This window comes from Brachybacterium sp. B718/18, assembly GCF_055454375.1.
Genome location: NZ_JBVDDO010000002.1, coordinates 119,358 through 132,145, shown reverse-complemented (window position 1 = coordinate 132,145; position 12,788 = coordinate 119,358). Strand labels below are relative to the sequence as shown.

Below are 12,788 nucleotides of genomic sequence, written 5' to 3'. Positions count from 1 at the left end.
GCCCCGACCACCTGCTCGACGATGCGGAGCGCCGACCCGAGGAGCTCATGGCCTCCCCCTCATCGGTTGAAGGGATCATCCCCCCGGATCCCCCAGCTGAAACCGCGATCGTAGAGCATCCTGCCGGACTCGTCCGGGGCGAGCACCAGGTCCTGGCCCTCGCCGGTGACGTGCAGCGTGCCGTCCCCTCGCTCCTCGATCGTGAGCACGAGCGTCTCGCCCTCCGCCGCGAGGTACTCCTGGACCGGCTGCCCCTCCTCCCGCAGGTCCTGCAGGGTCAGCTCGATGCGCGAGCCGTCCAGTCGCCGCCAGGTGCCGGTGCGCAGCGTGCCGTCGGCCTGGCGCAGCTGGGCCCGCGCTTCGCCACCGCTCGAGATCGACCCCAGCGCGAGGGCGCTCCACCGGGTGTCCTCGGAGAGCTGGGCGGCGGGCTCGGCGGTGTCCGACGCGACGCTCCACACCCCGGCGGGCACGGACTCGTCCACCGAGCGCGGGGCGTAGAGCCCCGAGATACCCCACAGGCACAGCCCCGCGAGAGCCAGGGCCGCGACCGGGCCGACGATCGCCCCGACCCGTTCGGCGGGCCGCCAGGGGATCAGCCGCGGGGACGGGCCCTGGGGGATCTCGCCGCTGGTCAGGAAGGCCCGCGTGAGCCGCGGCAGCCACGGGATCAGCACGATCAGCGAGAGCACCAGGTAGATCAGCGTCGGCGTCTTCACCATCACGTCGTAGCCGAGGTTGAGCACCAGCACGAGCGACATGGAAGCCGCGCCGAGCAGCGCCCCGAGCGGGACCGAGCGCCGCCACAGGAGGGCGAGCCCGGCGCCGAACTCCGCGAGTCCGGCGAGGAACTGGAACAGCGGCGAGAAGGCGACCATCCGCCACAGCAGCCCCATGGGGCTCATCTCGCCGTGGGCGATGAGGGCGTCGCCGGTGTCGGAGAACCCGAACTGGCCGAACACCAGCTTCGCCCCGCCGTAATAGAAGAACACCACGGCGAGCAGCAGGCGGATCGCCGCATGGGCCCACCAGGCGATGGTGATCCCGACGTTCCGGGCCAGCTTCTTCTCCGCGGTGTAGTCGCTCATGCCCCCACCTCAGCGCAGGAGCGACCCCGCGCGACTCACCCGCTGGTCGCGACCTGCTCCGACGAGAGTCGGATCTCCCGCACCCAGCTCGGCGCGGGCTCCCTGCCTCAGCCCTGCTCAGCGCTGCCCGGACGCGCCCACGGCGGCACCGAGCCGCCTTGGAAGCCGGGCACGCGCCGCTGCTGCTGCGCCTCGCCCTGGGCGCGCTGCGCCTCCCGCTGGGCCTGCTCGGCCTGGGAGCGGGCCTGCTCGCGGCGCCGCTCCTCCTGGGCGCGCAGCTGCTCGGCGGAGATCCGCTGCCGCTCGTGGTGCTCATCGACGTCGGCGTCCTGGTCGGCCTGGTGCGCGGCCTGGGCCTGCAGCATGGCGGAGCGGATCTCGTCGCCCATCGAGCCGACGGCCCCGGGGTTGCTGGGCAGGTACAGCACGTTGGAGCGGCCGTTGCGGGCCACGTCCTGCATGGTGTCGAAGTACTGGGTCATCAGCAGCAGCTGCTCGGCCGAGTTCTCGATGCCGACCTTGCGCAGCATCTCGTACTGCTCGGCGATGCCCAGGGCGATCGCCTTCCGCTGGGCGGCGACGCCCTCACCCTGCAGGCGCTTGGACTCGGCCTCGGCCTCGGCCTGGGTGACGCGCTTGATCTTGTCCGCCTCGGCGAGGGACTGCGCGGCGACGCGGTCGCGCTGGGCGGCGTTGATGGAGTTCATCGAGTCGCGCACCCGCTGGTCCGGCGAGATGTCCTGCACCAGGGTGTTGATGATCCGGAAGCCGTACTCGAGCATCCGCTCGGAGAGGGTCTGCTCGACGCTGCGGGCGATGTCGTCCTTCGACTCGAAGGCCGCGTCCAGCTCGAGGCCGGAGAGGGCGGAGCGCACCGTGTCGAAGACGTACGAGCGGATCTGCGCCTCGGGGTTCGACAGCTTGTAATACGCGTCGACGACCTGGTTCTCCTGGATCTGGTACTGCACCGCCACCGGGACGGTCACGAACACGTTGTCCTTGGTCTTGGACTCGATGTTCACCTCGAGCTGCTGGACGCGCAGCGAGATGGGACGGGTGATCGAGTCGATGAACGGCGTCTTGAAGTTCAGACCGGCCGAGGCGACCCGCTTGAACTTGCCGAAGCTCTCCACGATCACCGCCTCGGAGGAGTGGACGGTGAACATGATCGACGTGCGCAGACCGCCGAACAGCAGCGCGAGGATGACGATCAGCACCACCACCACGACGGCGATGACGATCAGAGTGACGACGATGCCTTCCACGAAGGCCCCCTATCTCTTCGGTGTGGACTGTGACCCACGCTACCGGAGGTCGGCTGAGAGGCGGCGGGCGATGCGCGCCGGCGGTACCGGCGGGGCGTACCGCCGCAGCACCTGGCCGTCGGGGCCGATGAGGAACTTGGTGAAGTTCCAGGAGATCCGGCCGCCCAGCACCCCGGCCCGCTGTGCGACGAGCCACTGCCACAGCGGATCGGCCGACGGCCCGTTGACCTGCACCGCGGAGAACAGCGGGAAGGTCACGCCGTAGCCGGTGGAGCAGCGCTCGGCGGTCTCCGCGTCGCTGCCGGGGTTCTGGCGGAACTGGTCCGACGGGAAACCGAGCACCGTCAGCCCCTGGTCGTGCAGCTCCTGCAGCCCCGCCAGCTGCGGGGTGAACGCGCACTCGGTGGCGATGTTGACGACCAGGGCGTGCTCCCCGCGGTGGCGGCTCATCGCATAGGTCTCGCCGTCCGCGGTGAGAGCGGTGAAGTCGTGGAAGGAGCTCACGCCAGGAACTCGTCGACCTCGGCGCGGGTGGGCGCCGACTCGGTGCCGCGCCGGGTGACGGCGATCGCGGCCGCCGCATTGGCGCGGGTCGCGGCCGATTCCCAGTCCGCCCCGAGCGCCCGCTCCGCGAGCAGCACCCCGGTGTGGGTGTCGCCGGCCCCGTTGGTGTCCACGGCGGTCTGCGGGAAGGCAGGGATCTCGGTGCCGCGACCGTGGTGGAAGACGAGGCAGCCGCGGTCGCCGTCGCGCACGATCACCACGGCGTGGGATCCGATGCGTCGACGCAGAGCTTGCGGGGTGTCCTCGAGGGCGTCCAGTCCGGTCAGCTCCCGCGCCTCATCCGCGTTCGAGGTCCACACCGTGGTCCGGGCCAGCACGCGGTCCTGCAGGTCACGGGGGAACTCGGCGAAGGGTGCGCCGGGATCGAGCACCACCTCGACCCCGTCCGGCAGCGACTCGAGGAAGCGCAGCAGCGGCTCCCGCGTCGGCTCGAACAGCGTGTAGCCCGAGACGCAGACGAGATCGCCCGGGACGGGCGCGAGACGGGCCAGTGACTCGGTGCTGACCTGCCGCTCCGCCCCGTAGACGGTGAGGAAGGTGCGCTCGGCGGAGGGCTCGAGCATGACGATGCAGTAGCCCGTGTCGGCGTCCTCGCGGGGCTCGTCGCTGAGGGCGATCCCGTCGGCCGCGAGCCGCTCCCGCACCAGGTCGCCGTGGGGGCCGACGCCGTGCGCGCCGCCGTGCACCGCCTCCGCGCCGGTGCGCGCCGCGGCCAGCAGAGTGGTCACCGCCCCGCCCGCGTACCACTGCTCGCGGCGGACGTTCGCGTTCCCGCCGCGCGGCGGGAGGGCGTCCACCTCGACGACGACGTCGACCAGGGCCTGGGCGGTGTGGAGCACGCGGGGCATGCTCCCGAGTGTAGGGGCCCGGTCACAGCGCGGCGGCGACCTCGACGGCCTGCCGGATCGCGCGCTCCGCATCGAGCTCGGCGGCGAGGTCCGCCCCGCCGACGACGTGCACCCGGGGCGAGGAGCGCGTGGCCGCGGCGCCCAGGTCGGCGGCGAGGCCGGCGACGCTCACCTGACCGGCGCAGAGCACCACGGTGTCCACCTCGAGCACGCGCGCCTCGCCGTCCTCCACGAGATGCAGGCCCTGCTCGTCGATGCGCTCGTAGGTGACGCCGCGATGCTGGATCACGCCGGCGCGGCGCAGCTCCGCCCGGTGTACCCAGCCGGTCGTGCGCCCGAGGCCCGCGCCGATCTTGGTCTCCTTGCGCTGCAGCAGGTGCACCTCGCGGGCGCGTCGGCCGTCGTCGGCCTCGGTGCGCTGCGGCGCGGCCGTGACGCCGCCGCGCACGGCCGAGGGGTCCGTGACGCCCCAGTGCTCTCGCCAGGCACGCGCGTCGAGGGTGGGGGAGGGGATCGCGGAGGTGAGGTACACGGCGACGTCGACGCCGATCCCGCCCGCGCCGATGATCGCGACGCGCTCGCCGGCGACCGCCCGCTCCTCGAGCAGGTCCTGGTAGGTGACGACCTGCGGCCCCGCGGCGGGCGGCGCGGCCGACGGCGCGAATCCCGGCAGGTCCACGGGGCGGGGGGCGACGCCGGTCGCGACGATCACGTCGTGGAAGCCCGCGAGGTCCGCGAGGGTGGGGCGCATCCCCAGCCGGATGCCGACGCCGGCCGCGGCGAGCCGCATCCTCCAGGAGCGCAGCGCGAGCGCGTAGTCCTCCTTGCCGGGGACGCGGGCGGCGAGGCGCAGCTGCCCGCCGAGCTCCTCGGTCGCCTCGAAGAGCGTCACCACGTGCCCGCGCTCGGCGGCGGCAAGGGCCGCCTCGAGACCTGCGGGACCGCCGCCGACGACCGCCACCTTCCGCACCCGTCGCGGGGCGACGGGGGTGAGCACCAGCTCCGTCTCGTGGGCCGCGCGGGGGTTCACCAGGCAGCTCGCCCGCTTCCCGACGAAGACCTTGTCGAGGCACGCCTGGTTGCAGGAGATGCACGCGACGACCTGACCTGAGCGGCCCTCGGCGAGCTTGCGCGGCAGGTGCGAGTCGGCGAGCAACTGGCGGGCCATCGAGACCAGGTCGGCCTCGCCGCGGGCGATGACCTGCTCGGCGAGGTCGGGATCGTGCAGTCGGTTGGAGGCGATGACGGGCACGTCCACCTCGCTCCGCAGCTGAGCGGTGAGCGGCACGAAGGCCCCGCGCGGCACCGAGGTGACGATCGTGGGGACGCGCGCCTCGTGCCAGCCGATGCCGGTCGAGAGGACGTCCACGCCGCGCTCGGCGAGGCCCTTCGCGAGCACCACGGTCTCGTCCCAGGTCTGCCCGCCCGGGACCAGGTCGAGGAGGGAGATGCGATAGCTGAGCAGGGCGTCCTCGCCGATCGCGTCGCGGACCGCGGCCGCGATGGCGAGCGGGAGAGCGCGCCGGCCCTCCGCGCCCCGGCCGAAGCGGTCCCGTCTGCGGTTCGTGGCGGGGGCGAGGAACTGGTTCAGCAGATAACCCTCGGAGCCCATCAGCTCGACCCCGTCGTAGCCGGCGTCGACCGCGCGCCGGGCCGCGAGGGCGAACTGCTCGACGGTGCGTCGGGTGCCGCGCCGGGTGAGGCGCCGGCTGCGGAAGGGGGAGAGCGGGGAGCGGCCGCCGCTGGGGGAGGCGGCGAGGGGCTGCGCGGCGTAGCGGCCGGCGTGGAGCAGCTGGAGGATGATCCGCCCGTCGGCGTCGTGCACCTCGCGGGTGATCACCTGGTGGCGGGTCATGGTGCGCTCGTCGGCCTGTGCCCCGCCGGCGGTGAGGCGGCCGGAGCGGTTGGGGGAGTGGCCGCCGGTGACGATGAGTCCGACCCCGCCGCGGGCGCGCTCGCCGAGGAAGGCGGAGAGGCGGGCGAGATCCCCCGGATGGTCCTCGAGGCCCACGTGCATGGACCCCATGACGAGACGGTTCTTCAGGGTGAGGCGACCGAGGTCCAGCGGGGAGAGCAGGGCCCGGTACCGCGACGCTGCGGACGACGGGTGCGGGGAAGTCATGCCCGCGATTGTGCCAGGCCCGGTCAGTACGGCGGGTCGCCGGGCGGGGGCGTCGACCGCGGGATCACCCGGCGGCCCCGGTGGCGGTCCAGCAGAGCACGTCGCTGCTGCGCGATCCCTTCGCCGGGGGGCCTGCTGCTCTCCGCCGCGTGGAGGGCGCGAGCCTCGGCGGCGCGGCGCTCGTGCTCCTGCCGGGCGTGCTCGAGCAGCCGCACGGTGTGCGGGGTGAGCAGGTCGACGGCCTCCTCGCTGCGGGTGCGGAGCTGGTCATCGAGGGTCCAGGTGGTGCGCAGGGGCATGCCGGTCTCTCCCGGGTCCCGGGTGGGATCGATCGTGCCGGCGGTCTTCAGCCGGTGGTGCGTGCGGCACAGGCGGTGCAGGTTCTCCAGGGCGGTCGGCCCGCCGCGGGCGGGATCTGCAGGGTCGAACTCGAGGACGTGGTCGTCCTCCGCGGCGAGGGCGGTGGAACGGGAGCAGCCGGGCACCGCGCAGACGGGGTGGCGCAGCCGCAGCTGGAGCCGCACCTGGGCGGAGGGCCGATAGGTCGTCGCGCTCGCGGGGAGATAGGCACCGGTCACGGGGTCGGTGAGGATCCGGGTCCAGGTGGCCTCCCCGGCGGCGAGGTCGCGGGCCAGCTCCGCGGGGAGAGGCGTGGTGCCCTCGATCAGAGCGGGGGCGTCGTCGCGGCCGAGCAGCGTCATGACGGGAACCGTCACCAGGAGACGGTACGGCGAGGCGGTCTCCTGCACCGGATCCGTGTCCAGCACGGTGTGGGTGAGGATCGCGTAGCGAAGCGTGTTCAAGGAGTGGGGGCGACCGCGCGCGGCGAGGTCCTGGTCGAGGTCGAAGGGGAGCGGCCCCTCGGCGCCCTCCTCGAGGGCGTGGCGCTGGGCCTCCTGGACGGCGCGCGCGGCGACATCGAGACGGTGCGCGAGCCCCTGGATCTCGAGGATCGGCCCGGTGACCAGCAGGGAGGCCGTGCCGGAGGCGGTGTCGACGTCGACGATCTCCACGCCCCGGCTCTCGGAGGGCGGGGAGGGGAGGGCCCCGGCGCTCGTGAGGTCGACGGCGAGCCGGAGGTGCCGGGTGAAGGTGTCCACCGAGACCGAGGGCAGCTCGAGGGTGGCCAGATGTGCGTCGACCTCCGCGGCCTGCTCATCGGTGAGGCGGCGCACCGCGCGCAGGAGGCGGTGGTGCATCGACTCCGGGAGCTCCCCGCGGCGCACGTACTCGAAGGTCAGCGGCATGACCTCGACCGCGGTGCGGGCATCGCGCACCTGGCCCCAGGCCTGGTCCAGGGTGAGTCGCAGCCCGACCGCGACCTTCAGTGCGCTGAGATCCGCGTCCTCGGGGCGGCCCTGCACCTCCGGATCCTCCCGGAAGAAGGTGGCGAGCAGGCGCAGATGGTGGGCGTACATCCGGGTGCGGGCGAGCGACGCGCGATGCAGCGCGAGCACCCGGCCCGCCTCGACGCTGCCCGGCGCGACCTCCTCGAGCATCCGCTCCGCGGTCAGCGGCCGACGCGCCCGCACCGTCCACTCGGGCAGCGCCGGCCGAGCGACGGGAGGCAGGAGCGAGCTCGCGTCGTGGTCGTCCACGAAGTCGCCCATCCGCCCCACCTCCCCTCACCCCTGCGGGCCGCTGGTGCATGCCCGATCGATGCTCCGAGGATATTCGGCGAGAAAGCCCGACGGAAGGCCGATCGCCGAATGGGGATAAATATGTGGATAACCCTGTTGTGGGGAGGAACTGCTGCCCCGAACATCGCATTCTGTGGACGGGCGAACTCGTCTGTCGGACCCCTGTGCGAGGATCTCGCCGCAGGTACTGGGCGCGGAGTCCGGGGTCCGCCAGGGCTCGGGGACGGGGTGGGGCGGAGGGGAATTCCCCGGACTTCGAGAACTCCGGAGAATTCCTCCGCGCCCCGACATCACACCCGCGCCAGGGCCACCCCCACATTGTCCGGGCCGCCGGCGTCCAGTGCGAGATCGACCAATCGCGCCGCGAGGGATTCCAGATCCTCTCCTTCCGCGGCCAGCGCCTCCGCGAGGTCCGCCGGATCCACCACGGCGTGCAGACCGTCGGAGGAGAGCAGCACCAGGTCGCCCGGCTCGAGCCTGCGCACCAGCAGGTCCGGAGCCGTCGGGGCGCCCGCGGCGAGCGCCCGGTTCAGCAGGCGTCGGTCCGGATGCCTCGCCGCCTCCTCGGGAGAGAGCCGGCCCGCCTCGAGGAGCGAGCGCACCTGGGTGTGGTCCTGGGTGATGTGCTCGAGGCGTCCGGCGCGCACGAGCGAGATCCGGGTGTCTCCCAGGTGGGCCACGTGCAGGCGGTCGCCCTCCAGCAGCGCGGCGGAGAGGGTCGAGCCCGCGGCGCCGGAGGTCGGGACCAGCGCTTCCACCGCCATCCAGGCCGTCTCGAGGGCGGCCAGGGGCGGGGCCGAGGCGGCGGCCTCGACCGCGTCGGCCAGGGCACGCAGCAGTCGCGCGGACAGATCGTCGGACCCGCCGAAGCCGTCGGCCACGGCGAGCAGCACCCGGCCGCCCGGCAGCTCGCGGATCAACACGGCGTCCTCCTGGGTGGGTCGCTCGAGGCCCTGGTGCAGGGCGAAGGCGGTGCGTGGGGTGGTCGTGGACGTGGTGGTGGAAGTGGTCATGATGTCCTCCGAGTGATGCTGCCCGAGGTCACGGACCAGGTCGGCGACGACGGCGGCGCGGGAGAGGGCGTCGGCCTCCTCCTGTCGCCACCAGGAGCGCAGCTCCGCGGCGGCGGCTGCGTCGTCGTCGAGATCGCACACCACGCGGATGCGAGCCAGGCCCATGCCCAGCCCCCGGAGCGCGGCGATGCGCCGCGCCCGATCGATCTGATCCGGTCCGTAGGAGCGGTAGCCGGTGAACGGGTCCACCCGACGCGGGGGCAGCAGCCCCGACTCGTCGTACAGGCGCAGCGCCTTGGGGCTGAGACCGCTCGCGGCGGCCAGTTCCCCGATGCTCAGCAGTGTCCCGTCCATCGGTTCTCCTTCCGGGCGCCGGGTCCGTCCCGGCAGTGACCACCCTCCGGATTGTCCCCGGGGGAGGGTCAAGGGGGGCCGGGAAAAACGCTCGCGCGGTCCCTCGTCGGCGTGGTCGACTGCCCTCATGTCTGTCACGATCCGTCTTCTCGACACCACCTCCGACGCCGAGCTCGAGCAGTTCAACGCCCTGGATGACGCCCTGGACCTCGACGCCTTCGGCGGCGTCCAGCCGTACTCCGTCGCCGAGCGCCGACTGGCCTGCGAGGACACCGAGTACTCCCGCGCCCAGCGCTGGGTCGCCGTCTCGGAGGGGCTCGAGGGCGGCGAGATGATCGTCGGCCGCGGGTCGGTGCATCTCCCGCTGCAGGAGAACACCGAGCTGGTCGAGGTGGGGCTGAGCGTGCATCCGGCCCATCGCGGTCGGGGGATCGGCACCGCGATCGTCGAGGAGGCGCTGCGGCCCGCGATCGCGGAGTCCGGGCGTCCGCTCGTGGGCGCGTGGGGCGAGATCCCGGCCGACGGGGATCCCGACGATCCCGCGCTGCCGGTCAACCGCCTCGCCGCCCGACTGGGCGTGAGCCGGAAGAACATCGGGGTGTGCCGTCGGCTCGACCTGCCGCTGGAGGCCGCGCTGCTCGACACCCTCCGCACCGAGGCGGAGGAGCGACAGGGCGGGTACCGGATCGAGATCTGGGACGGCCCCGCCCCCGAGGAGCACCTGGCTTCCTACGGGGCGCTGCTTCGCCAGCTCGACCTCGACGACCCTGACGAGGACATCGAGTACGAGGCCCCCGAGTACACGCCCGAGCGGATCCGCACGGGGGAGCGGCGGCTCGCCGAGCAGGGCATCACCCAGTTCCAGTCGGTCGCCGTCGCCCCCGACGGAACGATCGCCGGGAACTCGGTGATCCATGTGAAGACCGCCCCGGGGGCGAGCCTCGGGTGGCAGGAGAACACGCTGGTCATGCCCGATCATCGCGGGCATCGCCTGGGTCTCGCGCTCAAGGTCGCGACCCACGCGCTGCTCGCCGAGCGAGCGCCCGAGGTGCGCAGCCTGGTCACCTTCAACTCGCACGTGAACCCGTGGATGATCTCGATCAACGAGAAGCTCGGCTACCGGGTGTCCCACCGGGAGGTGGGGTACCAGGGGAGAATGGGCGCATGAGCACCCTGCGCACCGCCTCCCGCGAGATCGCCGCCCCCGCCGCCGCCCTCTTCGAGCTGATCGCCGATCCCGCCCAGCAGCCGCGCTGGGACGGCAACGGCAACCTGGCCGAGGCTCCCGAGGGGCAGCGGGTCTCCGCCGTCGGCGACGTCTTCACGATGCGCAACACCTCCGGGAAGCAGAAGGACAACCACGTCACCCGCTTCGTCGAGGGGCGCGAGATCGGGTGGCTGACCGCGCCGGCGGGCGAGGAGCCGCCCGGTCACGAGTGGATCTGGCAGCTCGAGCCGCTCGCGGAGGACCGCACCCTCGTCACCCACTCCTACGACTTCTCCCGGCTGGTCGACGAGGCGCGGATCGCCCGCTCCTCCCGCACCACCGCCGAGATGCTCGCCGCCTCGATCGAGAATCTCGCGGCGCTCGCCGAGGGCCGGTGATCCGCCGCCTGCTGCTCGTCGGGCTCGGCGCGACCATGCTCGTGCTCGCGGCCGGACAGGTCGCCGCCGCGCTCGGGGCGCAACGCGTGCGCGCGGCGCTGCGGCCGACGGATCCGACGGGGCGGGAGGTGATCGTGGTCCTCGGCTACGGCAACGACGGCACCGAGCTCAACGCGGTCAACCGCTGGCGCCTCGACGTGGGCCTGCGCTCGCGCGACCCTCGGGCGTCGTCCTCGCTGCTGGTCCTCAGCGGCGGGGCGGTGCGCGGGGCGCATTCGGAGGCGGGGCTGATGGCGCGGCACCTGCGGGAGCACCTGGGCTTCGAGGGGGAGGTCGCGCTCGAGACCCAGAGCCGGTCCACCTGGGACAACATGGCGTGCACGGTGCCCGTCCTGGAGGACGCGGATCGGATCGTGGTCGCCTCTGATCCGCTGCACGAGCTGCGCGCCCACGGCATGCTGCGCACGCAGCGTCCCGACCTCGCCGCCCGACTCGCGGCGGCCGACAACTGCCGGCCCGGCGAGCAGCTGCTGCGCGGGCCGTGGACGACGGTGATCGGCCTCGAGGGGCTGCGCCGGGCCCGACGGGACGGGCAGATCCGTGGCTGACCCCGATCCTTTCGACCTCACCGGGTCGCCGCTCGCGGGGAAGCCGCTGCGGCTGCCGGAGACCCACGACCCCGACTGGTGGGTCAAGCAGCGCCTCGAGAGCGGGGACATCGACCCCGAGGCGGTGCTGCCCGTCGTCGTGCTGCTGCGCCGCGAGTTCGAGCGCCGCGCGGAGACCCTCGCGGAGCTGCGCGACGAGGCGGCCGTGCGGGAGTACGCCGCGGACTTCACCCGCCGGGTCCACCAGGACCGGCGCGAGCACCCTTTCCAGCGGATGCTCGCCCCGGCCTGGGACGGGGACGACGCCGTCGCGCAGTGGCGGCGGCTGCGAGAGGGCTGATCAGGGCATCCAGTCCTCGGGATCCGTCGCCGACTCCGGAGCGCCGTGCGCCCGCAGCCAGGTGCAGAGCGTGCGGCAGTCGCGCTCGAGGAACTCCCGGCCGTGCGGATTCGCGATCAGGTCGATGACCTGCGGGACGTCGATGATCACCGGGTCCGGCTCCGCCTGCCGGGTGTCGATCAGGACGTTGTAGGGCGAGAGGTCGCCGTGGACCAGGCCCATCCGGGCCATCTCCGCGACGGCGTCGCGCAGGTGTCGGGCCCAGCGCTCCGCCTCCTCGGCCGACGGGCGGGTCTCCTGCAGGCGCGGTGCGGCGACCGCGCCGCGCTCGTCATCGGTGCCGACGAACTCCATCAGCAGCTCGGTGCCCTGGATCTGCACGGGATAGGGGACGGGGATGCCCGCCTCCCACAGCCGGCCGAGGGCGTCGAACTCGGTGCGGGCCCACTGGCCCGCAGCGGCCCGGCGGCCGAAGGCGGTGCCTTTCGCGATCGCGCGGGCCTCGCGCGAGTCCTTGGTGCGGCGGCCCTCGGTGTAGGCGCTCGAGCGGTGGAAGGTGACCTGGTCCGGGTCGCGGTAGCGCTTGGCGACCAGCAGCGTCACCTCGCCGGGGGCGCCGGTGCACAGCTCCTGCGGGAGGCCGCGCTCGAGGAGGAAGGCGTCGGCCTCCTTGCCGGTCTTGAGGATGCCGAGCTCGGTGTCGATCGCGCCGTCGTGCTGCACCACCCAGTCGGGGAAGGGCTGCGGGCCGCGGTCGAGGGTGTGCGCGGTCTCGGGCCAGGTGGACCAGCGCTGGTCGTCGTCGAGCTCGGGAAGGAAGAAGTCGATCGGGGTCATGGATTCTCCTGAGGGAAGGGGCGGACGGCAGGGGTCAGCACGGTGACGCTCATCAGCTCCTCCTTCCCTCAGGGGCGGCCCGATCGGGACGCGCTGGGAGCACCGTAGGCGGGGTGCCGGCGTCGACGCCACTGATTAACCGGTCCAGTTCCTCCCCTCCCGACGCACCCTCACCCGCCGCGGGCTCATGGCCGATCCTGAAGCACTTCCAGGACACCGCGACCGAGAACGACCTGCTCGTGTGCGGGCCCTCGGGGGCCGGGTACACCGACGGCGACTCGTGGCCGCAGGAGGACTGGGGCGTGTTCACCCGGCTCTCCGGCGACTACCAGCGGCGCACTGGCCTCGACGTCGTCTACGCGTACTCGACCCCGCGGCCCGGGGAACCCGCCGAGCCGCTGCCGGACTGGGCGCTCGAGCAGTACGCGGCCGACGTCGACCTGCGGGGCATCCTGCAGACCGACGAGTCCGGGGCGATCAGCGAACCGCGGGCGGCGGTGCCGC

At 73.2% G+C, this 12,788-nt stretch carries 12 protein-coding genes and 1 pseudogene; 5 read left to right on the top strand and 8 right to left on the bottom strand.

Annotated features, from left to right (window positions below; genetic code table 11):
* Positions 1-59: 59 nt before the first annotated feature.
* The 7 genes from ACZCAH_RS04495 to ACZCAH_RS04465 form a co-directional block, all read right to left on the bottom strand.
* On the bottom strand, positions 60-1,088 hold the full coding sequence (locus ACZCAH_RS04495) for a DoxX family protein (protein ID WP_464339927.1): 1,029 nt from the start codon (positions 1,086-1,088) through the stop codon (positions 60-62).
* A 107-nt stretch (positions 1,089-1,195) separates the two neighbouring features.
* On the bottom strand, positions 1,196-2,353 hold the full coding sequence (locus ACZCAH_RS04490; protein WP_464339926.1) for an SPFH domain-containing protein: 1,158 nt from the start codon (positions 2,351-2,353) through the stop codon (positions 1,196-1,198).
* Between the two features lie 39 nt (positions 2,354-2,392).
* On the bottom strand, positions 2,393-2,857 hold the full coding sequence (locus ACZCAH_RS04485; RefSeq protein ID WP_464339925.1) for a glutathione peroxidase: 465 nt from the start codon (positions 2,855-2,857) through the stop codon (positions 2,393-2,395).
* On the bottom strand, positions 2,854-3,765 hold the full coding sequence (locus ACZCAH_RS04480) for a PfkB family carbohydrate kinase (protein ID WP_464339924.1): 912 nt from the start codon (positions 3,763-3,765) through the stop codon (positions 2,854-2,856). Before ACZCAH_RS04480 ends, ACZCAH_RS04485 begins: the two co-directional genes overlap by 4 nt.
* A 22-nt stretch (positions 3,766-3,787) precedes the next feature.
* Positions 3,788-5,887 carry an oxidoreductase gene (locus ACZCAH_RS04475; protein ID WP_464339923.1) on the bottom strand — a complete coding sequence of 700 codons (2,100 nt, stop codon included), beginning with the start codon at positions 5,885-5,887 and terminating at the stop codon, positions 3,788-3,790.
* 23 nt (positions 5,888-5,910) lie between these two features.
* Positions 5,911-7,497 carry an HNH endonuclease signature motif containing protein gene (locus ACZCAH_RS04470; protein ID WP_464339922.1) on the bottom strand — a complete coding sequence of 529 codons (1,587 nt, stop codon included), beginning with the start codon at positions 7,495-7,497 and terminating at the stop codon, positions 5,911-5,913.
* Positions 7,498-7,817: 320 nt separating this feature from the next.
* Entirely contained in the window at positions 7,818-8,894 is a 1,077-nt protein-coding gene (locus tag ACZCAH_RS04465) for a MerR family transcriptional regulator (protein WP_464339921.1), read from the bottom strand.
* Positions 8,895-9,021: 127 nt separating this feature from the next.
* Between ACZCAH_RS04465 and ACZCAH_RS04460 the strand changes: the two genes are divergently transcribed.
* The 4 genes from ACZCAH_RS04460 to ACZCAH_RS04445 are packed head-to-tail and all read left to right on the top strand — an operon-like array spanning position 9,022 to position 11,447.
* Positions 9,022-10,062 (top strand): GNAT family N-acetyltransferase, encoded by a 1,041-nt coding sequence (locus ACZCAH_RS04460; RefSeq protein WP_464339920.1) that lies wholly within the window; start codon positions 9,022-9,024, stop codon positions 10,060-10,062.
* Complete coding sequence (locus ACZCAH_RS04455) at positions 10,059-10,499, top strand: SRPBCC family protein (protein WP_464339919.1); 441 nt, start codon at positions 10,059-10,061, stop codon at positions 10,497-10,499. Before ACZCAH_RS04460 ends, ACZCAH_RS04455 begins: the two co-directional genes overlap by 4 nt.
* Positions 10,496-11,107, top strand: a complete 612-nt coding sequence (locus ACZCAH_RS04450) for a YdcF family protein (RefSeq protein ID WP_464339918.1) — start codon at positions 10,496-10,498, stop codon at positions 11,105-11,107. Before ACZCAH_RS04455 ends, ACZCAH_RS04450 begins: the two co-directional genes overlap by 4 nt.
* A complete protein-coding gene (locus tag ACZCAH_RS04445) occupies positions 11,100-11,447 on the top strand; it encodes a DnaJ family domain-containing protein (protein WP_464339917.1) in 348 nt (115 codons plus the stop codon). Before ACZCAH_RS04450 ends, ACZCAH_RS04445 begins: the two co-directional genes overlap by 8 nt.
* Here the strand turns inward: ACZCAH_RS04445 and ACZCAH_RS04440 are convergent, their stop codons facing one another.
* Positions 11,448-12,284 carry a serine protein kinase RIO gene (locus ACZCAH_RS04440; protein ID WP_464339916.1) on the bottom strand — a complete coding sequence of 279 codons (837 nt, stop codon included), beginning with the start codon at positions 12,282-12,284 and terminating at the stop codon, positions 11,448-11,450.
* A 113-nt stretch (positions 12,285-12,397) separates the two neighbouring features.
* On the opposite strand from ACZCAH_RS04440, the pseudogene ACZCAH_RS04435 reads away from it, so the two are divergent.
* Positions 12,398-12,781, top strand: a pseudogene (locus ACZCAH_RS04435) (hypothetical protein); the annotation flags it as partial.
* Positions 12,782-12,788: the final 7 nt, after the last annotated feature.

Excerpts from the sequence above, each read along its gene's own strand:
- ACZCAH_RS04480 (WP_464339924.1), bottom strand. The coding sequence starts at position 3,765 with ATGCCCCGCGTGCTCCACACCGCCCAGGCCCTGGTCGACGTCGTCGTC.
- ACZCAH_RS04470 (WP_464339922.1), bottom strand. The coding sequence starts at position 7,497 with ATGGGCGACTTCGTGGACGACCACGACGCGAGCTCGCTCCTGCCTCCC.
- ACZCAH_RS04465 (WP_464339921.1), bottom strand. The coding sequence starts at position 8,894 with ATGGACGGGACACTGCTGAGCATCGGGGAACTGGCCGCCGCGAGCGGT.
- ACZCAH_RS04475 (WP_464339923.1), bottom strand. The coding sequence starts at position 5,887 with ATGACTTCCCCGCACCCGTCGTCCGCAGCGTCGCGGTACCGGGCCCTG.
- ACZCAH_RS04460 (WP_464339920.1), top strand. The coding sequence starts at position 9,022 with ATGTCTGTCACGATCCGTCTTCTCGACACCACCTCCGACGCCGAGCTC.
- ACZCAH_RS04455 (WP_464339919.1), top strand. The coding sequence starts at position 10,059 with ATGAGCACCCTGCGCACCGCCTCCCGCGAGATCGCCGCCCCCGCCGCC.
- ACZCAH_RS04440 (WP_464339916.1), bottom strand. The coding sequence starts at position 12,284 with ATGACCCCGATCGACTTCTTCCTTCCCGAGCTCGACGACGACCAGCGC.
- ACZCAH_RS04495 (WP_464339927.1), bottom strand. The coding sequence starts at position 1,088 with ATGAGCGACTACACCGCGGAGAAGAAGCTGGCCCGGAACGTCGGGATC.